The following is a 23458-nucleotide window of genomic DNA, read 5'->3' on the forward strand; positions in this document are numbered from 1 at the left end:
GCCCTCGATGCCCTTGTCCCAGCCCGGGATGACCATGCCGACGCCGAGACGGAAGTCGAGCGCGCTGCCGCGGTTCCAGGACGAGTCGAACTCCTCGCCGGTCGAGTGCGCGACACCGACGTAGTGGGCGCTGACGGTGTCGCCGGCCTTCGCCTCGCGGCCGTCACCCTCGATGAGGTCCTCGACGACGAGGTCCGCGGGTGCGTCACCCTCAGGGAAGTCGATCTCGGGCTTCGTGCGGTTGGGGTCGAGTGCCATGCTGCGTGTTCCCTTTCGTCGGTGAACTCGGTGGGTGGTGCGGTCAGTACGCGTCGAGGATGTCGACGACGAAGACGAGCGTGTCGGTGCCGGAGATCTTCGGCGCGCTGCCGGCCTTGCCGTACCCGTCGGCCGGCGGGATGACGAGCAGCACGCGGCTGCCCACCTTCTTGCCCACCAGTGTCTTGTCCCAACCGGGGATGACGCCCCCGACGCCGATCGGGAAGTCCGCGGCCGCGCCGCGCTGCCACGAGGAGTCGAAGACGCTCCCGTCCTTCCAGAGGACGCCGTGGTACTGGGCGCTGATGGTCTGGCCCTTCTGGACCGTGGCGCCCGTGCCCTGGATGAGCGTCGCCTGCTGGGTCGTCGTCGGGGCCGCGGTCTTGGGCACCGTGACCGTGGGCTCCTTGGTGGGGCCGTTCTTGAACTCGACGGTGGGCAGGCCCGCGGGGGCCGCCGTCTGGGTGCCGTCGACCTTCGTCAGCGGGGTGTGCACGTCCTGGATGTCGGCGACGACGACGATGGTGTCGGTCCCCTTGACGCCGAGCTGGTCGTTGCCGGCCGAGCCGAAACCCTTCTCGGGCGGGATCGTGAAGGCGATGCGGCCGCCCTTCGTGGCGCCGACGAGGCCCTCGGTGAAGCCGGCGACGATGTCGGTGCGGCCGAGGCGGTAGGCCTCCGCCGAACGACCCGCGGCGTAGCCGTCGTCGATGAGCTTGCCGCTCGTGCCGTTGTAGATCTGGGCGCGCAGGCGCACGGTGTCGGCCTTGGTCGCGGCCTTGCCCGTGCCCGGGGTCAGCACCTTGTGCTCGACGGCCTTCGAGCTGATCGGGGTGGCGCCGAGGGTCACCTTCGGGGCCGTCTTGAGGTCGACGGCGCCGGTGGCGGTCACGCCCTTGAGCGCGACCGAGGGGGCCACGGTCGTCGTGGCGGTGCCGGAGGTGCCGGACGAGTCGGACCCGCAGGCGGCGAGGCTCGTGAGCCCGAGGGCAGCGATCAGGGCAACGGCCGTGCGAGCGGCCGGTCGGTTGGGGCGCACTGGGAGAGACTTTCGGTCGGGGCGGGCGGGCGTGGAGGTCCCGCAGGGCAAATCCCAGCCACTGTAACGCTCACCCTTGTGCGCGCTTCACAGCGCACTGACAGGTCCGCACAGGTCGTGACCGGGCCCATCCCGGGCGGTGTCGGGCCCTGCGCGGTCAGAGCGGACGCTGGATGGTGGGCGACCGGTCGATGGTCTCCATGAGGCGCTCGACCCGCTCGTCCACGGACCGGAAGGGGTCCTTGCACAGCACGGTGCGTTGCGCCTGGTCGTTGAGCTTCAGGTGCACCCAGTCGACCGTGAAGTCGCGCCCGTGCGCCTGCGCCGCGCGGATGAAGTCACCGCGCAGCTTCGCCCGGGTGGTCTGCGGCGGGCGCACCTTGGCCTCGAAGATCTCGACGTCGGAGGCGACGCGCGCCGTCCGACCGTGTCGCTGGAGCAGGTAGAAGAGCCCGCGACGCCGGTTGATGTCGTGGTAGGCGAGGTCGATCTGCTGGATCCTCGCGTCGGTGAGCGCGAGTCCGTGCTTGGCGCGGTAGCGCTCGATGAGGCGGTACTTGATGACCCAGTCGATCTCCGTGTCGATCGCGCCGAGGTCACCCGAGCCGATGGCGTCGAGCGCGCGACCCCACAGGTCGATGACCTGCTTCGTGTCGGGGCTGTCCATCCCCTCGCGGTCGACGAACTCGATGGCCTTGTCGAGGTACTCGCGCTGCATGTCCAGCGCCGAGAGCTCACGGCCGTTGGCGAGTCGCACGGTGGCCCGTCCGGTGGGGTCGTGGCTCATCGTCCGGATCGCACGGATGGGGTTCTCCATGGACAGGTCGCGCATGACGACGCCCGACTCGATCATCCGCAGGACGAGGTCGGCGCTGCCGACCTTGAGCAGGTTGGTCGTCTCGGACATGTTGGAGTCACCGACGATGACGTGCAGGCGGCGGTACTTCTCGGCATCCGCGTGCGGCTCGTCGCGGGTGTTGATGATGGGGCGGCTCCGGGTCGTCGCCGACGACACGCCCTCCCAGATGTGGTCGGCGCGCTGGCTCACGGCGAAGCTCGCCCCGTGCGCGGTGGCGACGACCTTGCCGGCGCCGCACGTGATCTGGCGGCTGATCAGGAACGGGATGAACATGTCGGAGACGCGCTGGAAGTCGCCCGAACGGCCGTAGCAGTAGTTCTCGTGGCAGCCGTAGGAGTTGCCGGCGGAGTCGGTGTTGTTCTTGAAGACGAAGATCTCGCCCTCCACGCCGTCGTCACGCAGCCGACCCTGGGCGTCCTCGACGAGACCCTCGAGGATTCGTTCGCCGGCCTTGTCCTGGATGACGAGCTCGCGCACCGAGTCGCACTCGGCCGTAGCGTACTCCGGGTGGGACCCGACGTCGAGGTAGAGCCGGGCGCCGTTGCCGAGGAAGACGTTGCTCGACCGTCCCCAGGCGACGACGCGGCGGAAGAGGTAGCGGGCGACCTCGTCCGGAGTCAGGCGACGCTGGCCCTGCGTCGTGCAGGTGACGCCGTACTCGTTCTCGATCCCGAAGATCCGCCGCTCCATGAACCAACTCTAGGCGGCGCGTCCCGGGACCGTCGGGCACGACCACCCGTCGGCGCGGCCGGGCCCGTCCCGGGCGCCCCGCAGGCGTGGGTAGGGCCGTCGTGGCACGCCGTCGGAAGAGATCCCGGGGAACTGGTGTCTCGGTGTCGCGACGATCGTCCGGCTCGGTGTCCGACTTACCGACGTCTGTGATAGTCAGTCAGGTGTGGCTGTCACAATGGCCGCTGTCCCCCTCTTGCCGTACCCCTCCACGATCCCCTGCATTGGACGGAAATGATCGACAGACCACACTTCAAGTTCTCCCGCCGCGGCTACGAGCCCGAAGAGGTTGACTCGTTCATCGAGTCGCAGAACCGCACCCTGCAGGCGGCCAAGAAGGACGCCGCCGAGCGGAGCGTCGAGCTGACCAAGCTCAACGCCGCCCTGACCGATCTTCGGGGACAGCTCGGTCAGCAGTCGCGCGTCATGGCCGACCTCAAGAAGAACAGCTCCCCCGCCCCGGCCCAGACGTTCGCCGACCTCGGTGAGCGCATCGCCCAGATCCTGTCGCTCGCCGACCAGGAGGCCGGCGAGATGCGCACCCGCGCCAACGGCGAGGCCGACGAGATCCGCGAGCGCGCCAACCGCGCCGCCGCCGAGCTCAAGGCGACGACGGCGACGTACGCCGAGCAGGCGCGCGCCCGCGCCGACGAGGAGTCCGTGCGGATCATCGCGCAGGCCAACCGCGAGGCCCAGGCCGTCGTGGCCGAGGCCCAGAGCGTCACCGCGGCGCAGCGCCAGGAGGCGGCCGCCGAGTACGAGTCCCACCGCCTCAAGGCGTCCACGGCCTCCGCCGAGCTCGAGGTCAAGCTCGCGGCGCGCCGCGAGTCCGCCGACGCCGAGTTCGAGGCCCGCCGCCAGCAGCAGGAGGCCGCCCTCAACGAGAGCGAGTCCCGCCTGCGCCAGCTGACCGAGCGTGCCGAGCACGACGCGCACGAGATGCGGGCCAAGGCCGAGCGCCTCCTCGAGAACGCCCAGACCCAGTCCGACCAGATCGTGTCCGAGGCCCGCGACCACGCCTCGCGCCTGCGTGAGGAGTCCGACCGGGAGCTCGCGGCCTCGACGGCTCAGCGCGACAGCATCACCGCACAGCTCGGCAACGTGCGCCAGATGCTCGCCACCCTCGGTGGCGGCGCCCTCATGGACACGCTCGGCGCTCCGGCCAAGACGGCCCAGCCGCCCCAGGTCGCCGACGCCCAGCAGCCGGTCCCGGCCGTCCAGCAGGCGGCGTCCGCCGACGACAGCGGCGACGACCGTGACGAGGTGGCCCCGTCCGAGGCTGCCGCGTCCGACGCGGACCAGCCTGACGACGCGCAGCCGACGGCCGAGGCCGCCGACGGGCAGGGCGACGACGCGGAGGGTGTCGACACGGACGGCGAGAGCTCGTCCTACGGCTCCGACGAGTCGTCGTACTACCAGCGCAGCGCCGCAAGCGACAAGGTCGGCGCCACCCGCCGTTGACGCGCCGGCGTCGCCCGTGACGGGACGACGGCAGCACACGCACGACACGAAGGCCACCCACCGGACCGGTGGGTGGCCTTCGACGTGTGCGCCCTCGGGCGACTGCGCCGCTGCGGGGCACTCAGGCGGGCGGCATCTGCCCGGGAGCGTCGGGAGTCTCCCCCGACGGTGCCGGATTCCCCTCGGGCGCGACACGGTCCGCCTCGGGGGCACCAGTCGGCGCGTCCGCGGTCACGGGCGGGTCGCCGAGGAGCCGCGTCAGCAGCGGACCGACGATCCGCCGGAACGAGCGCCGTGGCCGGTCGCGGTCGAGCACGGCCACCTCGAGCTGGGCCTCGTCGAGGGCGCGCCGCTCGCCGTTCTCACCGGCACCGAGCACGTCGACGGCCAGGCGGAGGACCTCGGCCAGCGTCATGCCGGGTCGCCAGCCGGTGCCGAGACGCTCCTCGGCGGCGTCGCTCGCGCCGCCCATCGCCACGAAGCCCTGCTCGTCGGCGACCGACCCGTCGTAGGTGAGCCGGAAGATCTGGTCGGTGTCGCTGTCGACCCCGACCTCGGCCACGACGATCTCGATCTCGAACGGCTTGGACTCCTGGGTGAACACCGCCCCGAGGGTCTGGGCGTACGTGTTGGCGAGGGCCCGTGCCGTGACGTCGGTGCGGTCGTAGGAGTAGCCGCGCAGGTCGGCATAGCGGATGCCGGCGACGCGCAGGCTCTCGAACTCGTTGTAGCGACCGACGGCGGCAAAGGCGATGCGGTCGTAGATCTCGGAGACCTTGTGCAGCGCCCGCGAGGGGTTCTCGGCGACGAAGGCGATGCCACGGTCGTAGCCGACGACGATGACCGAGCGTCCGCGGGCGATTCCCTTGCGCGCGAAGTCGGCCCGGTCCTTCATGACCTGCTCGGGCGGGACGTAGAACGGCATGCTCATCGGGCACCTCCCGGGTTGTCTCGACGGGCCGCCACGATGCGCTGCACGTGTGCCTCGAGGACGTCCTGTGCGACGAACCGCGCACCGGAGTGGTCGACGACCGCGACGGTCGGCCAGATCTGGCGGCCGAGGTCGGGACCCCCGGTGGCGGAGTCGTCGTCGGCGGCGTCGTAGAGCGCCTCGACCGCGACCGACACGGCCTGCTGCTCCTCGAGCCCCGGTCGCCACAGCTTCTTGAGGGCGCCACGGGCGAAGACCGACCCGGAACCGGTCGAGTGGTGGCCGCCCTCGATGTAGCACCCGCCCGTGACGTCATAGGAGTAGATCCGCCCGGTGGCCGACTCGAGGTCGAAGCCGGCATACGTCGGGACGACGGTCAGACCCTGCAGGGCGAGCGCGAGGTTGCCACGGATCATCGAGGCCAGGCGGTTGGCCTTGCCCTCGAGCGACATGATCGCTCCCTCGATCTTCTCGTAGTGCTCGAGCTCGACCTGGTAGAGCCGGACGAGCTCGATGGCGATACCGGCCGTGCCGGCGATCCCGACGACGCTGTAGTCGTCGGCGGCGAAGACCTTCTCCATGTCCCGGTTGGCGATGACGTTGCCCATGGTGGCGCGGCGGTCGCCTGCCATGACCACGCCCCCGTCGAAGAGCAGGGAGACGATGGTCGTGCCGTGCGGCGCCTCGATGCTCGCGCCGGACGGCAGTCGCCGACCTGAGGGGAGCAGCTCCGGACGGTAGGCGGAGACGAACTCGGTGAACGACGACGACCCCGCGCTGAGGAAGGCGTCGTCGAGCCGGCGGGGACGCCCCGTGGACCACTGGGTCACTGGCCGCCCTTCTGGACGAAACCGCGGACGAACTCCTCGGCGTTGGACTCGAGGACGCCGTCGATCTCGTCGAGGACGCTGTCGATGTCGTCGGACAGCCCTTCCTTGACGGCGGCGCCGGCGGGCGCGGTCGGGGGTGCCTCCGGCGTCTCCGGCGGCTCCTCGTCACGACGCTGCGGCTTGACGTGCTCCTGACCCGGCATGGCTACCTCCCAGACGTGAAAGACCTCGTGCCCCGACCCTAACCCGTGCGCCCCTCGCCGTCCGAGGACCCACCGCCGACGGTGGACGCGCCGCTCCCCCGGTGTCGCGCACGACGGCGTCCCGCATCGACCACGGCGCCTGCACGCCTGCATCTACTCGGGCGTGGCCAGCCCGCGCAGGAGCTCGCCGACGTCGGCGCTCTGCTCGAGGAGGGTGCCCACCTGCGCCCGGGTGCCGCGCTCGGGCTCGAGGATGGGCACGCGCTGCAGGCTGGCGCGTCCCGGCACGTCGAAGACGACGGAGTCCCAGCTGGCCGAGAACACCTGCGAGGTGAAGCGCCGGACGCACTCGCCGCGGAACCACGCCCGGGTGTCCTCGGGCGGCGTGGTCTGGGCCGCCTTGACCTCCTCGGGCGTCACGAGGTCGCGGAGCAGACCCCGGTCGCGCAGGCGGTGCACGAGCCCCTTCTCGGGGCGCACGTCGGCCCACTGGATGTCGATGGCGGCGAGGCGGTGGTCGTCCCACGCGAGGCCGTCGCGGGCCCGGTAGCCCTCGAGCAGCTGGAGCTTGGCGACCCAGTCGAGCAGGGGCGCGCAGGACATGACGTCGCGGCCGAGGCCGGTGAGCGCCTCCTCCCAGAGGCCCATCACCTCGGCCGTCGCCTCGGCCTCGGGGTCGTCGCCGCGGCGGTCGAGCCAGGCACGGGCCGCCTCGAGGTACATCCACTGGAGGTCGAGCGCGGTCACGCTGCGCCCGTCGACGAGCTCGACGGTGGCGGTGACCGTCGGGTCGTGCGACACGGTCTGGAGCGCGGCCACCGGACGCCGGATCGACCAGTCCTCGGTGAGGTGGCCGTCCTCGATCATCCCGAGCACGAGCGAGGTCGTACCGGTCTTGAGCAGGGTCGCGACGTCGAGGTGGTTGGCGTCGCCGATGATGACGTGCAGGCGCCGGTAGCGGTCGGCCACGGCGTGCGGCTCGTCCCGGGTGTTGATGATCGGGCGCTTGAGCGTCGTCTCGAGGCCCACCTCGGTCTCGAAGAAGTCGGCCCGCTGGGAGATCTGGTAGCCCGCTCCCCTGCTGTCGACACCGATGCCGACCCGGCCCGCACCGCACACGACCTGACGGGTCACGAAGAACGGGATGAGGTGTCGCACGATGTCTGGGAAGGGCGTGCGCCGCGGCATGAGGTAGTTCTCGTGGGTGCCGTAGGACTGGCCCTTGCCGTCGGCGTTGTTCTTGTAGAGGTTGACCGGCGGCTGTCCGGGGCGCGTGGCGAGCAGGCGCACCGACTCGAGGGCGATCGCGTCACCGGCGCGGTCCCACGTCACGGCATCGCGCGGCAGGGTGACCTCGGGCGAGCTGTACTCGGGGTGGGCGTGGTCGACGTAGTAGCGCGCGCCGTTGGTCAGCACGACGTTGGCCAGCGTCGGGTCCTCGACGTCGGTCAGCTGGCTCGGGTCGGCGGTCTGCCGGTCGAGCTGCCAGCCGCGGGCGTCGCGCAGCGGGTCCTCGAAGGCGTAGTCCCAGCTCGACTGGTTGGACCGGATCCCCTGGGCCGCGGCATACACGCTGATGACCTGTCCCGAGAGGAACATCGGGTTGGCCATCGGGTCCCCGGGCACCGAGATGCCGTACTCGGTCTCGAGCCCCATGATCCGCCGCACCGTCATGGCCCGACGATAACCGCCCTCGGCCGCGTCGCCGCGGACGGTCCGTCCCGCGCTGTCTGCGTATGCCGTCAGGCGGGCCTAGATGGCCCCGACCTTCTGCAGCCTGTTGAGCGAGAACCACCCGAACGGGATCGGCAGCCAGTAGGTCGCGAGACGATAGAGCAGGACCGACGAGACCGCGGTGCCGCTGTCGACCCCGATGGAGATGAGGCCGAACGACATGGCGGCCTCGATGCCGCCGAGACCGCCCGGCGTCGGCACGGCCGAGCCGACGATGGCACCAGCGAAGTAGACGACCGCGATGGCGGCCACGGGTGCGTCGGCGCCGAACGCCCTCGTGGCGCAGACGAGCGCCGCGACGAACGACATGTCGAGGAGCAGCGCGCCACCGAGCAGCTGGATGAGCTTCGCCGGGTGCTGGAGGACGGCGAGCACCTGAGGGACGGCGGACTTGACCTGCGGGAGCACCCGGTCGGTGAGCAGCGCCCGGACCTTCGGCAGGGCGAGCAGCCCGAGCGCGAGGATCACGACGACGAGGATCGCGGCGACAAGCACCGGGGACGGGCTGAACGAGACCGCGGGCCCGGTGCCGGCGATGACGCCCGAGATGACGAGCAGGACGAAGTACGAGCAGAACTGGGCGACCTGCGCCACACCGACGCTCGCTCCGGCGATCGTCGGGGACAGGCCCGAGGTCTGCAGGTAGCGCGTGTTGAGCGCGATGTTGCCCACGGCGGCCGGCGCCACGAGACCGCTGAACGCGACGGCGAGCTGGGTCATGTACGTCCGCATGAACCTGAGGTGGATCTGGACGGCGCCGGCGAGCGCGATGGAGGCCCCGGCGAAGGTCGCTGCCGCGAAGAGCACCAGGAGAGCCGCCCAGCGCCAGTCGGCGGTGGTGACGACCTCGCCGATGTCGACCTGGGCGAGCTGGGTCAGGAGCAGGTAGCCGGCGATGCCCCCACCGACCAGGGTGACCACGCCACGCGCCGAGATGCGCCGGAGCTGGACGGGCTCGACGGCCTCGGCCTTCGGCCGCAGGGCCACGAGCCGCTCACGCAGCTCGCCCATGACCGACTTGGACGCCTTGAGCGCCACCCGGGCGTCCGGGCTCAGGGCGACCGGCTGGAGCACCGGGACGGCTCGCAGGACGGCGTCCTCGCCGAGCGCCGCGACGGCCGAGTCGACGGTGCGCTCCGGACCCACGGCGAGGGCCACCGTCGTGAGCAGCTGAGCGAGGTCGATGCGCAGGCTGATGTCGTCAGCGGCGACGTCGCCGCTGCCCAGCCTCGAGAGTGCGACCCCGCCGCGGTCGTCGACGAGGACCGTCGACGGTCCGAGCTGACGGTGCACGATGCGGCGCCGGTGGAGGGTGGCTGCCAGGCGCCAGATCGCGGCGAGCCGGGCGTCGTCGAGGTCGCCGTCGACGTCACTGAGCGGCGTGCCCTGCGGCTCGTCGTAGGCGATGACGGCCGAGAACGGCCCGACCTCCGAGACGGCCACCGGCCGGGGGGCCCGGATGCCCGCGTCGTGCAGGGCGAGCCCCATCAGGGTGCGGTGCTCGATCTCGGAGCGCAGCGTCAGGGCGGGCGGCCTGGTGAAGCCGCTGCGGAGGCGGAGCACGCGCAGCAGGCGCCGACCTGAGGCGAGACCGAACGTGTCACGGTCGATGACGTGGACGTCGAGGATCCCGTCGTGCGTGGCACCGACGTAGCGCCGGTCACCGGCGTCGTTGGCGTCGATGAGCTCCAGACGGGTCAGGGGCACCCCGCCGGCCACGAGCACCGCAGCCACCTCGACACCCGGGGGCCTGGTCGACCTGACGCCGAACGCGAGGCGGAAGACCAGGCCGACGATCCAGCCGACGAGGAGCGAGCAGGCGAGGGCCGCGAGGGTCAGGGCGCCCGAGAGGAGGGTCGTGACGAGGGTCGCGATGACGACGACCGTCGCGATCGGCGAGATCCACTTGCGGCCCGAGATGTCGGCGACGGTGAGCAGCGCCACCATCGAGACGATGACGATGTCGAGTGGTCCCGTGTGCCCCGTCGCCGTCGGCCGCGTCAGCACGTCGGTGACGAACCCCCCGTTGCCCGACTCGACGAGCACGGCGAGCACGATGACGAGGATGCCTCCCACGACGGCGGCGCCGAGCGCCTGGATCAGCTGCATCGGCCGACGGCGCACCAGCAGGTCGGCGCCCACGCCGATCGGCAGGAGCAGCACGCCGATGCCGCTCATCCAGCCGAGCAGCGTGAGCAGCAGTCTGGGCAGCCCGCTCGTGGCGTCGGTGAGGTCCTGCTCGACCGCGCCTCGCGTGCCCGCCGCGAGGTCGGCCCCGACGAGTCCCAGCACGAGGATCACCACGGCGACGGCAAGGCGCACGCCGTCGACGGGGCGGCGCACGCGATCCGGGATGGGCGGCTCGAGGACCTCGACGTCGGGAGCGGACGCATGGGCACGTCCGCCCGGGGACCCGGGCGGCTGCCCGGGGGCAGCGCCGCCGTCGGCCATCGCGGCGACCGTCTCCCCCACGGTCACCTCGCCACCCTCGTCACCGCGCTCGCTCTGCTCGTGCACGTCCTCCGCCGTCCGGCGCATCGTCTCCCCCGTGGTGTCGTCCAGCGCCTCGGCGGGTCGGGGGACGGCCCCGTCCGTGGGGGGCCGCGTCCTCTCCGAGTCGCCGGGCATGGCCCAATCCTGCCTGAGCCTGGGGCCGAATGGCCGCAGCGTCGCCGTGCCGTGCTTGGTGCGCCCGATGCACCGACCATCAGGAACCGGTGCGAGACTGACGCCGTGACGGTCACCGACTCGTGGGACATGCCTCTGCGCACCAAGCTCCTCGCCCGCGTGCTGAGCCGCACCCGAGACGGGTCACGGATGCTCTCCGGTGACGAGATCGCCCGCAGCAGAGCGTGGTTCGCTCCGCCACGAGTGCCGTTCACGTGGGTGACGGGCTCGGTCCCAGCCGGGGTGGAGATCCGTGACACGAGCTTCACCGCCCGCGACGGGCACGTCGTCGACGTGCGCACCTACCGGCCGCGACACACCGAAGGCCAGGCCCTGCCCGCGATGCTGTGGTTCCACGGAGGCGGGTGGGTGCTCGGCAACACGCGCGGATATGACCCCATCTGTGCCTGGATCGCCGACCGCGCCCGGGTGGCCGTGCTCAACGTCGACTACCGCCTGGCTCCGGAGCACCGCGCTCCCCAGGCAGTCCACGACTGCGTGGATGCCGTCCGGTGGGCCGCGTCCGACGCGTCCGGCGACGGCGTCCGGCACACCGGCCTCGGCCTCGCCGGAGACTCCGCGGGCGGCAACCTGGCAGCCGTGGCCGCGCAGGTCCTCCGCGCCGAGGGCGGCGCCGACGTCGCCTACGAGGCGCTGGTCTACCCCGCCGTCGATGCGACGATGAGCTCGCCCTCGGTGTCCCAGCACGCGCAGGCGCCGATCCTCACCCGCAGCGACATGGACGCGTTCCTCGCCCACTACCTCGGCGACGGCGAGGACGCCCTCGACCCGCTCGACCCGCTCGTCTCGCCGCTGCACGCCGACGACCTCGGCGGGCTGCCCCCGACGCTCGTGCAGACGGCCGACCTCGACCCGCTCCGCGACGAGGGCGCCGCCTACGCCGCCGCGCTGCGTGCCGCCGGAGTCGTCGTTCGCCACACCAACTACCCCCGCGTCCCGCACGGCTTCATGAGCTTCCCCGGGGCCACCCGGGTCGGCGGTGCGGCCCGCGCGGAGCTCGCCCTGTGGGTCGCCCGGCACGCGCGACCCGGAACGGTCGGATAGTCTGCGAACGCACGCGAGTCTCGTGAGGGATGGTCTCGAAGTGAACGATGTCGTCGTGTTCAGCGGCTCGGCGCACCCCGCGCTGGCCGACCGGATCTGCTCCCATCTCGGGGTGACCCGTTCTCCCGTCGACATCAAGCGGTTCAGCAACGACTGCCTCCAGGCGCAGCTGCTCGCCAACTGTCGCCAGCGCGACGTCTACATCGTGCAGCCGCTCGTGCCGCCGACCCAGGAGCACCTCATGGAGCTGCTCCTGATGATCGACGCGGCCCGCGGCGCCTCGGCGGCGCAGATCACCGCGGTCATGCCGCACTACGCCTACGCCCGCTCCGACAAGAAGGACGCCTCGCGCATCTCGCTCGGCGGACGCCTCGTGGCCGACATGATCTCGACGGCCGGCTGCCACCGGGTGCTGACGATGGCGCTGCACGCCCCCCAGGTGCACGGCTTCTTCTCGACGCCGGTCGACCACCTCACGGCCATCGGCGTCCTCGCCGACCACTTCCGCGACAACGACCTCGGCAACTCGATCGTCGTCAGCCCCGACCTCGGCAACGCCAAGGTCGCGACCCAGTTCGCCCGCCTGTTGGGCCTGCCCGTCGCCGCCGGCTCGAAGCGGCGGGGNCATCGACTCGATCGTCGGCGACGTCTCGGGTCGACGTGCCATCATCCTCGACGACGAGATCGCGACGGGCGGCTCGATGCTCGAGCTCATGGACCGCCTCAAGGACGCCGGCGCGACCGAGGCCGCGATCGTGTGCACCCATGGCCTCTTCGCCGGCAAGGCGGTCGAGCGGCTGCGCGACCACCCGTTCGTCACCGAGGTCGTCACGACCGACACCGTCCCGGCGCCGGACGGCTGGCCCGAGCTCAAGGTGCGCTCGGTCTCGGCCCTCTTCGCCGAGGCGATCAGCCGCATCCACCACGGTCGGTCGGTCAGCTCGCTCTTCGAGGGGGTCGACCCGACCCACGCCCCGCCGCAGGCCAAGCTCCCCTTCGACACGCACCCATGAGCCGCCTCGCCTGGTGGCGCCGGCCCCTGGTCGCGCTGCTCCTCGACGTCGTCCTCGTCCTCGTGTTCGCGGGAGTCGGCCGGGCGAGCCACGACGAGTCGAGCCCCGTCGTCGGTGTCCTGGCCACGGCCTGGCCCTTCCTCGTCGGCACCGGTCTCGGCTGGCTCGTCGTGCGGCTCGTGCGGCACGAGTGGCCGCTCGACGTGGCGCCGGGTGTCACGGTCTGGTTCGCGACCGTCCTCGTGGGCATGCTGCTGCGGCACGCGGTCGGGTCGGGCACGGCCGTCAGCTTCGTCGTGGTCGCGTCCGTGGTGCTCGCGCTCTTCCTGCTGGGCTGGCGCGCCATCGGGGCGTATGCCGTCCGCCGCACCCGCGCGTCAGCGCACCACGCCTAGCTCAACCGTCGAGAGGCCACGTGTGGCCGCGTGGTCGACGTCGAGAGGCCACGTGTGGCCGGGACGTCCCGGCCACACGGCATACGCCCTCGGTCAGAGGTACTGGCCCGTGTTGGCCGTCGCGATGGACCGACCCGGCTCGGTGCCGTCCTTGCCCTTGAGCAGCGTGCGGATGTAGACGATGCGCTCGCCCTTCTTCCCGCTGATCCGCGCCCAGTCGTCGGGGTTGGTCGTGTTGGGGAGGTCCTCGTTCTCCTTGAACTCGTCGACACAGCTGTTGAGCAGGTGCTCGACGCGGATGCCCTTCTGGCCCGTCGTGAGGAAGTCCTTGATGGCGAGCTTCTTGGCCCGGTCGACGATGTTCTGGATCATCGCGCCCGAGTTGAAGTCCTTGAAGTAGAGGATCTCCTTGTCGCCGCCCTGGTAGGTGACCTCGAGGAAGCGGTTCTCCTCCATCTCGGAGTACATCCGCTCGACCGCGGCCGTGATCATCGCCTCGACCGTGGCGTCCCGGTCCCCACCGTTGACGGCGAGGTCGTGCTCGTGCAGCGGCAGCGTGTCGACGAGGTACTTGCTGAAGATGTCACGCGCGCTCTCGGCGTCGGGGCGCTCGATCTTGATCTTCGCGTCGAGCCGTCCCGGCCGCAGGATCGCGGGGTCGATCATGTCCTCGCGGTTGGACGCTCCGATGACGATGACGTTGTCGAGGCGTTCGACGCCGTCGATCTCGGCGAGCAGCTGCGGCACGATCGTCGTCTCGACGTCGCTGGAGACGCCGGATCCGCGCGTGCGGAAGAGCGAGTCCATCTCGTCGAAGAAGACGACCACCGGCGTCCCGTCGGAGGCCTTCTCACGGGCGCGCTGGAAGATGAGCCGGATGTGACGCTCGGTCTCGCCGACGTACTTGTTGAGCAGCTCCGGGCCCTTGATGTTGAGGAAGTAGCTCTTCTCCGTCTGCTTGCCCGTGCGCGCGGCGACCTGGCGGGCCAGTGACGCCGCCACCGCCTTGGCGATGAGCGTCTTGCCGCAGCCGGGAGGGCCGTAGAGCAGGACGCCCTTCGGCGGCTTCAGCGCGTGCTCCTTGTAGAGCTCGGGGTGCAGGAAGGGCAGCTCGACGGCGTCGCGGATCTGCTCGATCTGACCGGCCAGGCCGCCGATGTCCTCGTAGTCGACGTCGGGCACCTCTTCGAGCACGAGCTCCTCGACCTCGAGCTTGGGGACGACCTCGTGGACGAAGTTCGACCTCGGGTCGAGGGTGAGGGAGTCGCCGACGCGGAAGTGCTCGCCGAGCAGCGGCGTCGCGATGCGACACACGCGCTCCTCGTCACCGTGGGTCACCACGACGACGCGCTCGTCGTCGAGGCGCTCCTTGACGGTGACGACCTCGCCCACCCGCTCGTAGCCGTGGACGGAGACGACGTTGAGGGCCTCGTTGAGCATGACCTCGCGGCCCAGTCCGAGCTCGTGCTGGTCGACCGAGGGGCTGATCGCGACACGCATCTTGCGACCGCCGGTGATGATGTCGATCGCGCCGTCGTCCGGCGGGTCGACGACGAGGCCGAAGGTGCTCGGCGGCTGCGCGAGGCGGTCGACCTCCTTCTTCAGGGTGACGATCTGCTCGCGAGCGTCCTTGAGGGTACGCACGAGGCGCTCGTTCTGGGACGACAGCGTCGACAGGCTCGTCTGGACGTGGGCCAGCCGCGCCTCGAGCTCACGGGTGCGCTGGGGCGAGTGTCGCGTCACCTCGCGCAGCGACTCGACCTCGGCGCGCAGGGCTGCGAGCTCGCGGTCCCCCGCTCCGGGGACTCCGGCGCCGGCGGCACCTTCGGGGTCTGGGTTGCGGACGTCATCAGACATCTCGGCCTCCTCAATCCGTCACTCGCACATAGTGACGATTCGACCCTAACCCCGAGTCAGCCGATGTCGTCGGACGTTTCAGCCAGTGATCGGCGTACGCGTCGGATCGTCTTGTCGCTCTTGACCCGTTCGCCGAGCGCCTCGGGGGTCCAGGCCTCCGCCGGGATGTCCGTCGAGGCGGTCGACCCGGCGATGGGCGCGACGACGCCGGTCGCGTCGTCGGACGCGTCGCCCGTGGTCGCGACCGTGTCGCCCGCGTCACCGTAGGCACCCTTGGCCGGGCGGCGCTTGCGCTCGGGCGGAACGACCCCGGGAGCGAGCCGGCGCGTCGTGATGAGGAAGCCCGTGTGGCCGTGCATGCGGTGCTGCGGACGCACGGCGAGGCCCTCGAGGTGCCAGCCGCGCACGAGCGACTCCCAGGCTGAGGGCTCGGTGAAGCCGCCGTGGGCGCGGATGCCCTCGGCCACCCGGCTCAGCTGGGTCGTCGTGGCGACGTAGCAGATGAGCACGCCGCCGGGGATGAGCGCGTCGGAGACGGCGTCGAGGCACTCCCACGGGGCGAGCATGTCGAGCACGACCCGGTCGACCGTCCCCGCCTCGGCGACCGACGGCAGGGACTCGACGAGGTCGCCGACGGTGACGGTCCAGGCGGGGTGGTCGCCGCCGAAGAAGGCGCGGCCGTTGCCGCGCGCGATGTCGGCGAAGTCCTCGCGTCGCTCGAACGACAGCAGCCGTCCCCGCTCGCCGATGGCCCGCAGCAGCGACATGGACAGCGCCCCGCTGCCGACACCGGCCTCGACCACGGTCGCGCCCGGGAAGATGTCGGCCATCTGGACGATCTGGCCCGAGTCCTTCGGGTAGACGACGGCCGCGCCACGCGGCATCGACATGACGTAGTCGCTGAGGAGCGGGCGGAGCGCGAGGTACTCGACGCCCGCGGTGTTCGTGACGACGGAGCCGTCGTGGGAGCCGATGAGGTCGTCGTGCCGCAGGAAGCCACGGTGGGTGTGGAACTCGCGGGCGGGCTCGAGAGTGATCGTGTGCAGACGCCCCTTCGGGTCGGTCAGCTGGATGCGCTCCCCGACCTCGAAGACACCGCGGCGGTCGTGCGCACCGGGGACGTGGGACTGCTCGGCGTCGGGCTGCTCGGCGTCGGTCATGGGAGCACAGTCTAGGTGCCGGCGACACCTCCGCCGGACAGCTTCCGGAGCGCCGCCGCCTCGACCTCGTAACGGCTCTGGCGACCGGCGGGCCCACCGAAGAAGCGGCGACGGAGCGCTCCCTCGACCTCGACGAGCTCGCCGCTGCGCAGTCGCAGCGCGGTCCGGCGAGTCGCGGCCGTCCAGCACACGACATCGATGGTGTCGACCGTCGCCCGCTTGGGTCCGTCGGTGACCGCGCGTCGCCTGCCGGTCGACTGCTCGCGCGGCACGACGACCCGGAGCGTGGCGATGCGGTCACCGCTCGGCAGCTCGCGCTCCTCCGCCTCGGCGCCGAGGCGGCCACTCAGGAGCACCTCGTTGCGGCCCGGCTGCGGTGGGGTCTCGGGCGACGCCCCGGGCTCTGCCCGGTCGCGTGCCCCGCGACCGGGGCTCGACCTCGGCCGGGGCACCGCTCCACCCGCGCTCGTCGTCGTCCCGCTCCGGCTCGTCCTCATGGTGCCTCCTCCGGCCCGCCCGTCGGGCCCTGGGCCAACGGTGACGGGAGGTCGGCAGCTGCGCAGCTCCGTCGGGCCCGTCTGTGGACGGCGGAGCGAGGGACGGAGGGGGTGTGGACACGGCACGGCGTCGGGAGCCTGGTGCAGACCGTCACGGGGTTGCGGGGCGTCAGCGTCGACCCCGTCGCGCCAGCTCGGCGCCGACCACCGCGTTGATCCGCTCGGCGCTCGCCAGGCCCCGGATGTCACGGGTCGCCTCGTCGACGACGACGGCGAGCGAGAGCTCACGCTCGCTCATGACGCGGATGAGATCGGTGAGCACGGCGTCGTCGGGCAGTGCGACGACCCAGGACGCCGGCTGGGCCAGGGTCACGGACGCGATGGCCGTGCGCGCCCGGCTCTCGGTCGGCACCCCGGCCGCGGAGTCGGCGTCGACGACGCCGAGGGGCCACCCCGTGGGGTCGGCAGCCGCCACCCAGGCCCCGGCGGTGACCGCGGCCTCGACCTCGGCCAGGGGGGCCGTGCCCGCTACGAGGGACAGCGGCTCGAGCACGTCGGTCGCACGCTGCGCGGTCGCCTCGTGGATGTGTCCCGCCCGGACGGCGCCCGTCGCGCCCTGCCAGAGGAAGAAGGCGATGGCGAACGGCCAGACGAGGTCGAAGATGTCGGGGGCCCGCCCCTCGGCGAGCGGTTTCAGGGCGAACCACGCGACCGTCAGCACCGCGACGACGCGTCCGAGCCAGCCGGCCGTGACGAGACCGCGACCCTTGCTGCCGGTCGCCCGCCACACGAGGGCGCTGACGATCTGGCCTCCGTCGAGCGGCAGGCCGGGCAGGAGGTTGAAGACGCCGACGAGGACGTTGGCGAAGGCCACGATGCCGAGGAGCGTCAGGGCCGTCTCGTTGGTCGTCAGCACCCGCAGGCCCCAGACGACCGCGGCGAGCGCCAGGTTGGAGAGCGGACCGACCACGGCGACGATGGCCGTCGTGCTCGGCGAGGTGCGGTTGGCGTCGTAGACGGTGTGTCCACCCCACACGTCGGCGACGATCCGGTTCACCGGGTGGCCCCGCCAGCGGGCCGCGAACGCGTGCGACGCCTCGTGCACCAGCACGGAGACGAGCAGCAGCAACGCGTAGGCGCCGGCGAGCAGGTAGCCGTAGATGGCTCCGCGGTCGGACCGGGAGAGGTTGGGCCCGAAGACGACGACGATGAGCACGGCGATGATCGGCCAGGACCGGCCGAGGTAGACCGGGGTCCCGGCGAGGCTGCCGATCCGCCACCCGTGAGACGCGTCCGGGCGTGCGGGAGTGCTCATGGGCCCGACCCTATGCCCTGTGCCGCGCCGCTCCCTGTGCCGGTCCCGTGCGCGGGCTGTGGGTACCGGACCGCCGGTGTCGGCCCCGCGGCATACAGTCGCCCCATGGTTGCAGCGCTGTCCCCGAGTCGGGCCTCCGACTTCATGTCGTGCCCGATGCTCTACCGCTTCCGGGTCATCGACAAGCTCCCGTCGCCGCCGACGCAGGCGACGGCCCGGGGCACGCTCGTCCATGCCGTCCTCGAGCGGCTCTTCGACCTCCCGGCTAGCGAGCGCACCATCGAGGCTGCCGTCGGGCTCGTCCCCGGGGAGTGGGAGCGCCTCGCCGAGGAGGAGCCGGCGATGCTCGACCTGCTCGCCGACCACGACGGCCGCACCGACGAGTGGTTCGCAGGCGCCGCGACGCTGCTGCAGACGTGGTTCGGGCTTGAGGACCCGACGCGGCTCGAGCCGGCCGAGCGCGAGCTCTACGTCGAGACCGAGGTCGACGGGCTCGTCCTGCGCGGCTACGTCGACCGGCTCGACGTGGCCCCCGGCGGCGAGATGCGCGTCGTCGACTACAAGACGGGTCGATCGCCCTCCGAGCACTTCGAGGCCAAGGCGCTCTTCCAGATGAAGTTCTACGCGCTCGTGCTGTGGCGCCAGCGAGGCGTCATCCCCAAGCGCCTGCAGCTGGTCTACCTCGGCAACGGCGAGATCGTCGCCTACGAGCCCGACGAGCAGGACCTCCTGGGCACCGAGCGCAAGGTCAAGGCCCTCTGGCAGGCGATCGAGCGCGCGGCCACCACCGGCGACTGGCGGCCCAGCCCCAGCCGGCTGTGCGACTGGTGCGACCACCGTGCCCTGTGCCCCGCCTGGGGCGGCACTCCCCCGCCGCTGCCCGACGACGCCGCCCAGCGCGCCGTCGACCCGAGCGTCACCGGGCTCGTCGAGCTCGACGCCTGACCCGGCCCACGACCGAGGGCGTATGCCGCCGGGCCCGGACCCAGCGGCATACGCCCTCGCGACGCTCGAGCGCCGTCAGGCGGTGAACTCGTCGGCGACGTCGAGCGCCTGGTCGAGCACCGCCAGCCCCTCCTCGGCCTCCGCCGGGGTCGTCGTGCACGGCGGCACGACGTGCGTCCGGTTGAAGTGGGTGAACGGCCAGAGCCCACGTTCCTTGCAGGCCGCCGCGAAGGCCGTCATCGGGGCGGCCGCCTCGCCCGCGGCGTTGTAGGGCACGAGCGGCTCGCGGGTCTCCCGGTCGCGCACGAGCTCGACCGCCCAGAAGACCCCGAGCCCCCGGACGTCGCCGACGCTCGGGTGCCTCGCGGCGATCTCGCGCAGGCGCGGGCCGATGACGTCGGTGCCGAGCATCCGGGCGTTGTCGAGGATGCCCTCCTCGCGGAAGGCGTTGATCGACGCCACCGCCGAGGCGCAGGCGAGCGGGTGGCCCGAGTAGGTCAGCCCGCCGGGGAACGCGCGCTGGTCGAAGCTCGCCCGGATCTCGTCCGAGATGACGACGCCGCCGAGCGGCACGTAGCCGGAGTTCACGCCCTTGGCGAAGGTGATGAGGTCGGGGCGGACGCCCCAGCGGTCGACGGCGAACCACTCGCCGCACCGGCCGAAGCCGGACATGACCTCGTCGGCGATGAGGATGATGCCGTGCTCGTCGCAGAGGTCACGGACGCCCTGGAGGTAGCCGTCCGGTGGGACGAGGATGCCGTTGGTTCCGACGACCGTCTCGAGGATGATGGCCGCGATCGTGTGCGCGCCCTCGACCATGATCGTGTCGCACAGGTGTTGGAGGGCACGGTCGCGTTCCTGCTCCTCGGTCTCGGAGTGGAAGGCCGACCGGTAGGTGTACGGGCCCCAGAAGTGCACGATGCCCGCGAGGCCGGGCTCGGACGGCCAGCGCCTCGGGTCTCCGGTCAGGGTGATCGAGCCGCCTGTCGCGCCGTGGTAGCTGCGGTAGGTCGCGAGCACCTTGTGGCGCCCCGTGTGCAGCCGGGCCATGCGGATCGCGTTCTCGTTGGCCTCGGCCCCGCCGTTGGTGAAGAAGACGGCGGACAGTCCCTCGGGCGCGACCTCGGTGATGAGCCGCGCAGCCTCGCTGCGGGCATCGTTGGCGAACGACGGTGCGATCGTCGCGAGCCGGGCGGCCTGCTCCTGGATGGCGGCGACGACCTTCGGGTGGTTGTAGCCGATGTTCACGTTGACGAGCTGGCTGCTGAAGTCGAGGTAGCGCTTGTCCTGGTAGTCCCAGAAGTAGGAGCCCTCGGCCCGTGCGATGGGCAGCGGGTCGATGAGTCCCTGGGCGGACCACGAGTGGAACACGTGCTCGCGGTCGAGGGTGCGCACCTGCGCCTCGGTCATCTCGTCGAGGAGGTCGGCGACCACGGGGCGCCGGTCGAGCTCGGTCACGCCGATCGGGTTGCTCAGGTCGCTCAGGTCGGTCACGGGTGGGTCCTCTCAGCGGGTGCGCGGGAAGCCGAGGTCGACGCTCGAGGTGGCCGGGTCGGGCCACCGCTGCGTCACGACCTTGCCGCGCGTGTAGAAGTTGATGCCCTCGGGGCCGTACATGTGCGTGTCGCCGAAGAGCGAGTCCTTCCAGCCGCCGAAGGAGTAGTACGCGACAGGGACGGGGATGGGCACGTTGATCCCCACCATGCCGACCTCGACCTCGTTCTGGAAGCGGCGCGCGGCCCCTCCGTCACGGGTGAAGATCGCGGTGCCGTTGGCATACGGGTTGCGGTTGATGAGGGCCAGGCCCTCGTCGTAGGTCGCGACGCGGACGACCGACAGGACGGGCCCGAAGATCTCGTCGCGGTAGACGGTCATGTCGGGCGTCACGTCGTCGAGCAGCGTCATCCCGAGGAAGAAGCCGTCCTGGGGAACGTCCTGCTCGCGTCCGTCGACGACGACCGTGGCACCGGCCTCGGCGCCGGCAGCGACGTAGCCGGCCACCTTGTCCCGGTGCTCACGCGTGATGAGGGGACCCATGTCGGTGCCCTCCGCAGCGCCGGGTCCGACGGTGAGCTTCGGCAGCCGGGTGGAGATCGCCGAGACGAGGTCGTCGCCGACGTCGCCCACGGCGACCGCGACGGACAGGGCCATGCAGCGCTCCCCCGCCGCCCCGTAGGCCGCCGAGACGATGGCGTCCGCAGCCATCTCGATGTCGGCGTCGGGGAGCACGAGCGCGTGGTTCTTGGCACCGCCGAGGGCCTGGACGCGCTTGCCGTTGGCGGTACCGCGCTCGTAGATGTACTTCGCGATGGGGGTCGACCCGACGAAGCTGACGGCCGCGATGTCCTCGTGGTCGAGGAGCGCGTCGACGGCCTCCTTGTCGCCCTGCACGGCCGTGAAGACGCCGTCGGGCAGCCCGGCGTCCTTCCACATCTGCGCGAGGAAGAGTGCGGCCGACGGGTCCTTCTCGCTCGGCTTGAGGACGAAGCTGTTGCCGCAGGCGATCGCGTTGGCACACATCCACAGCGGCACCATGACGGGGAAGTTGAAGGGCGTGATGCCGGCGACGACACCGAGCGGCTGGCGGATGCTGTAGACGTCGACGCCGCTCGCGGCCTGCTCGGAGAAGCCGCCCTTGAGCAGTTGAGGGACACCGGTCGCGAACTCGACGTTCTCGAGGCCGCGGGCGATCTCGCCGACGGCGTCCGAGAGGACCTTGCCGTGCTCGGCGGTGACGATGGCAGCCAGCTCGTCGGTGCGCGTGTGGAGCAGCTCGCGGAAGGCGAAGAGGACGGCGGCCCGCTTCGACAGCGAGCTCGTGCGCCAGTCGCGTCCGGCCGCGACCGCGGTCTTGACGGCGTCGTCCACCTCGGCGGCGGAGGCGAGCGGCACCTCGCCGGTCTGGCGGCCGGTCGCCGGGTCGTGCACCGGGGCGGTGCGTCCCGAGGTGCCGGGCACGCGGGCGCCGGAGATCCAGTGGTCGATGGTCGTCACGGTGGAGGTCGTCATGCGGTCCACGCTACGTGCCACCTCTACCCCACACAAAGACCTCATTGCTATGTTACGAACATGCGCGCCGTCATCTCCTCCATCGAGGAGCGCCTCGACGCCCCGACTGCCAAGGGGCTCGCCCAAGCCGTGTCGAGGGCCATCCGCGACGCCACCCTGCTGCCGGGCGACCAGCTGCCCCCGATCCGTCGGGTGGCCGAGGAGCTGATGATGTCGCCGACGACCGTCAGCGCCGCCTGGCAGCTCCTCGCGCGCTCGGGCACGATCCGGTCCGCCGGGCGTCGGGGCACGACCGTCGCACCGACCGCACGAGGCGGCGAGCGCTACACCCGGGCCCTGCGTCACGAGTCACCGGTGAGCCTCGACCTGTCGACCGGCATCCCCGACAGCACGCTGCTGCCCCCGCTCGTCCCGGTGCTGTCGGCGCTGACCGACCCGACCACGCCCAGCAGCTACCTCGACGACCCGGTGCTCGACGAGCTGCGCGCCGAGCTGACCCGCGACTGGCCGTATGCCGCTGACGACCTCCTGGTCGTCGACGGCGCGATGGACGCGCTGGACCTCGTCACCCGGGCCCTGCTGCGCCCGGGTGACCTCGTCCTCGTCGAGCACCCGGGCTTCCCTCCCCTGCTCGACCTGCTCGAGGACCGGGGCGTCGAGGTCGTCGGGGTGCCGCTCGACGAGACCGGGCTCGACCTGGACCGGGTCGAGGCGCTCCTGCCTCGACGGCCGGCAGCGGTCGTCATCCAGCCGCGGGGTCAGAACCCGACCGGAGTCTCGATGTCGCCCACCCGGGCGCGCCGGCTCGCCGCGCTGCTGAAGGGTCATGACTGCGTCGTCGTCGAGGACGACTCCAGCGGTCCCATCTCGACGTCGGCGGTGATCAGCCTCGGCACGTGGATCCCTGACCAGGTGCTGCACATCCGCAGCTTCAGCAAGTCGCACGGACCGGACCTGCGGATCGCCGCCCTGAGCGGCCCGGACTCGCTGCTCGCCCCGGTGCGCCACGCGCGCGCCATCGGGCAGGGCTGGACGAGCAGGCTGCTCCAACGGGTCCTGGCCGGACTGCTGCGCGACGAGGGCTGCGCCCGTGGCATCGCCTCGGCCGGGGCGGAGTACGCCCGTCGCCGAGAGCTCGTGGTCGCCCGCCTCGCCGAGCACGGCATCGACGTGCCGGGCACCGACGGGCTCAACATCTGGGTGCCCGTGCGGGACGAGGCCGCGGCGGTGCTCCGGCTCGCGAGCCAGGGCATCGCGGTCACCCCCGGGTCACCGTTCTCCGTGGAGCACGTCGCCGGGCCCGAGGGGCACGTGCGCGTGACCACCGGACTGGTGCGCGAGAACCACGCCGAGGTCGCCGACCTCATCGCCGAAGCCGCGAGCGCCGGCGCCTGGACCGCGCAGCACCGCTGAGCTCGTCCAGAGGGGCCGGGCCCCTGAGGTGGTCCGGGACGCGCTGTCCGATCGGGGTCGGGGTATTCGTGGTAGGGG

At 71.7% G+C, this 23458-nt stretch carries 18 protein-coding genes and 3 pseudogenes; 7 read left to right on the forward strand and 14 right to left on the reverse strand.

Annotated elements, in window-relative coordinates; genetic code table 11:
- From ASG96_RS13315 to pafA, 3 genes and pseudogenes are all read right to left on the reverse strand, one after another.
- Positions 1–258, reverse strand: a pseudogene (locus tag ASG96_RS13315) (FKBP-type peptidyl-prolyl cis-trans isomerase); the annotation flags it as partial.
- A 43-nt stretch (positions 259–301) separates the two neighbouring features.
- On the reverse strand, positions 302–1297 hold the full coding sequence (locus tag ASG96_RS13320) for an FKBP-type peptidyl-prolyl cis-trans isomerase (protein WP_057588184.1): 996 nt from the start codon (positions 1295–1297) through the stop codon (positions 302–304).
- Positions 1298–1454: 157 nt separating this feature from the next.
- The gene (pafA, locus tag ASG96_RS13325; protein ID WP_056756855.1) at positions 1455–2846 is read right to left on the reverse strand and encodes a Pup--protein ligase; all 1392 of its coding nucleotides are present in this window, start codon (positions 2844–2846) and stop codon (positions 1455–1457) included.
- 273 nt (positions 2847–3119) lie between these two features.
- On the opposite strand from pafA, the gene ASG96_RS13330 reads away from it, so the two are divergent.
- Positions 3120–4346 (forward strand): hypothetical protein, encoded by a 1227-nt coding sequence (locus ASG96_RS13330; RefSeq protein ID WP_056756859.1) that lies wholly within the window; start codon positions 3120–3122, stop codon positions 4344–4346.
- Positions 4347–4467: 121 nt separating this feature from the next.
- On the opposite strand, the gene prcA is transcribed toward ASG96_RS13330, so the two are convergent.
- The 5 genes from prcA to ASG96_RS13355 all read right to left on the reverse strand — a co-directional run bounded on the left by prcA (position 4468) and on the right by ASG96_RS13355 (position 10672).
- Entirely contained in the window at positions 4468–5277 is an 810-nt protein-coding gene (gene prcA / locus ASG96_RS13335) for a proteasome subunit alpha (protein ID WP_056756861.1), read from the reverse strand.
- Positions 5274–6107: a proteasome subunit beta gene (gene prcB / locus ASG96_RS13340; protein WP_057588185.1), complete on the reverse strand. Its 834-nt coding sequence runs from the start codon at positions 6105–6107 to the stop codon at positions 5274–5276. Before prcB ends, prcA begins: the two co-directional genes overlap by 4 nt.
- Positions 6104–6310 (reverse strand): ubiquitin-like protein Pup, encoded by a 207-nt coding sequence (locus ASG96_RS13345; RefSeq protein WP_056756869.1) that lies wholly within the window; start codon positions 6308–6310, stop codon positions 6104–6106. The genes prcB and ASG96_RS13345 overlap by 4 nt, the downstream gene beginning before the upstream one ends.
- Before the next feature lie 153 nt (positions 6311–6463).
- Positions 6464–7984 carry a depupylase/deamidase Dop gene (dop, locus tag ASG96_RS13350; RefSeq protein WP_057588186.1) on the reverse strand — a complete coding sequence of 507 codons (1521 nt, stop codon included), beginning with the start codon at positions 7982–7984 and terminating at the stop codon, positions 6464–6466.
- Positions 7985–8062: 78 nt separating this feature from the next.
- A complete protein-coding gene (locus tag ASG96_RS13355) occupies positions 8063–10672 on the reverse strand; it encodes a lysylphosphatidylglycerol synthase transmembrane domain-containing protein (RefSeq protein WP_057588187.1) in 2610 nt (869 codons plus the stop codon).
- A gap of 105 nt (positions 10673–10777) precedes the next feature.
- On the opposite strand from ASG96_RS13355, the gene ASG96_RS13360 reads away from it, so the two are divergent.
- The 4 genes and pseudogenes from ASG96_RS13360 to ASG96_RS13370 all read left to right on the forward strand — a co-directional run bounded on the left by ASG96_RS13360 (position 10778) and on the right by ASG96_RS13370 (position 13184).
- On the forward strand, positions 10778–11776 hold the full coding sequence (locus ASG96_RS13360) for an alpha/beta hydrolase (RefSeq protein ID WP_057588188.1): 999 nt from the start codon (positions 10778–10780) through the stop codon (positions 11774–11776).
- Positions 11777–11816: 40 nt separating this feature from the next.
- Positions 11817–12400 (forward strand): annotated as a pseudogene (locus ASG96_RS24235) (ribose-phosphate diphosphokinase); the annotation flags it as partial.
- Between the two features lies 1 nt (position 12401).
- A pseudogene (locus ASG96_RS24240) lies at positions 12402–12789 on the forward strand (uracil phosphoribosyltransferase); the annotation flags it as partial.
- Positions 12786–13184: a DUF3054 domain-containing protein gene (locus ASG96_RS13370; protein WP_056756886.1), complete on the forward strand. Its 399-nt coding sequence runs from the start codon at positions 12786–12788 to the stop codon at positions 13182–13184. The pseudogene ASG96_RS24240 and the gene ASG96_RS13370, both read left to right, overlap by 4 nt.
- Positions 13185–13277: 93 nt before the next feature.
- On the opposite strand, the gene arc is transcribed toward ASG96_RS13370, so the two are convergent.
- The 4 genes from arc to ASG96_RS13390 form a co-directional block, all read right to left on the reverse strand.
- Positions 13278–15041: a proteasome ATPase gene (gene arc / locus ASG96_RS13375; protein ID WP_056756889.1), complete on the reverse strand. Its 1764-nt coding sequence runs from the start codon at positions 15039–15041 to the stop codon at positions 13278–13280.
- A gap of 56 nt (positions 15042–15097) precedes the next feature.
- Positions 15098–16201, reverse strand: coding sequence for a tRNA (adenine-N1)-methyltransferase (locus ASG96_RS13380; protein ID WP_056756892.1), 1104 nt, complete (start codon positions 16199–16201; stop codon positions 15098–15100).
- A gap of 11 nt (positions 16202–16212) precedes the next feature.
- Positions 16213–16698, reverse strand: a complete 486-nt coding sequence (locus tag ASG96_RS13385) for a single-stranded DNA-binding protein (protein WP_082588698.1) — start codon at positions 16696–16698, stop codon at positions 16213–16215.
- Positions 16699–16867: 169 nt separating this feature from the next.
- On the reverse strand, positions 16868–18013 hold the full coding sequence (locus ASG96_RS13390) for a site-2 protease family protein (RefSeq protein ID WP_056756895.1): 1146 nt from the start codon (positions 18011–18013) through the stop codon (positions 16868–16870).
- 105 nt (positions 18014–18118) lie between these two features.
- On the opposite strand from ASG96_RS13390, the gene ASG96_RS13395 reads away from it, so the two are divergent.
- Positions 18119–18958 carry a PD-(D/E)XK nuclease family protein gene (locus tag ASG96_RS13395; protein WP_056756897.1) on the forward strand — a complete coding sequence of 280 codons (840 nt, stop codon included), beginning with the start codon at positions 18119–18121 and terminating at the stop codon, positions 18956–18958.
- A gap of 75 nt (positions 18959–19033) precedes the next feature.
- Here ASG96_RS13395 and ASG96_RS13400 read toward each other — a convergent pair whose 3' ends face one another.
- Positions 19034–20368: an aspartate aminotransferase family protein gene (locus ASG96_RS13400; protein ID WP_057588438.1), complete on the reverse strand. Its 1335-nt coding sequence runs from the start codon at positions 20366–20368 to the stop codon at positions 19034–19036.
- A gap of 96 nt (positions 20369–20464) precedes the next feature.
- Positions 20465–21967: a CoA-acylating methylmalonate-semialdehyde dehydrogenase gene (locus ASG96_RS13405; protein ID WP_057588439.1), complete on the reverse strand. Its 1503-nt coding sequence runs from the start codon at positions 21965–21967 to the stop codon at positions 20465–20467.
- 60 nt (positions 21968–22027) lie between these two features.
- Between ASG96_RS13405 and ASG96_RS13410 the strand changes: the two genes are divergently transcribed.
- Positions 22028–23380: a PLP-dependent aminotransferase family protein gene (locus ASG96_RS13410; protein ID WP_056756900.1), complete on the forward strand. Its 1353-nt coding sequence runs from the start codon at positions 22028–22030 to the stop codon at positions 23378–23380.
- Positions 23381–23458: the final 78 nt, after the last annotated feature.

It is taken from the genome of Terrabacter sp. Soil810 (assembly GCF_001429645.1).
In the GTDB taxonomy this organism is placed as follows: Bacteria; Actinomycetota; Actinomycetes; order Actinomycetales; family Dermatophilaceae; genus Terrabacter.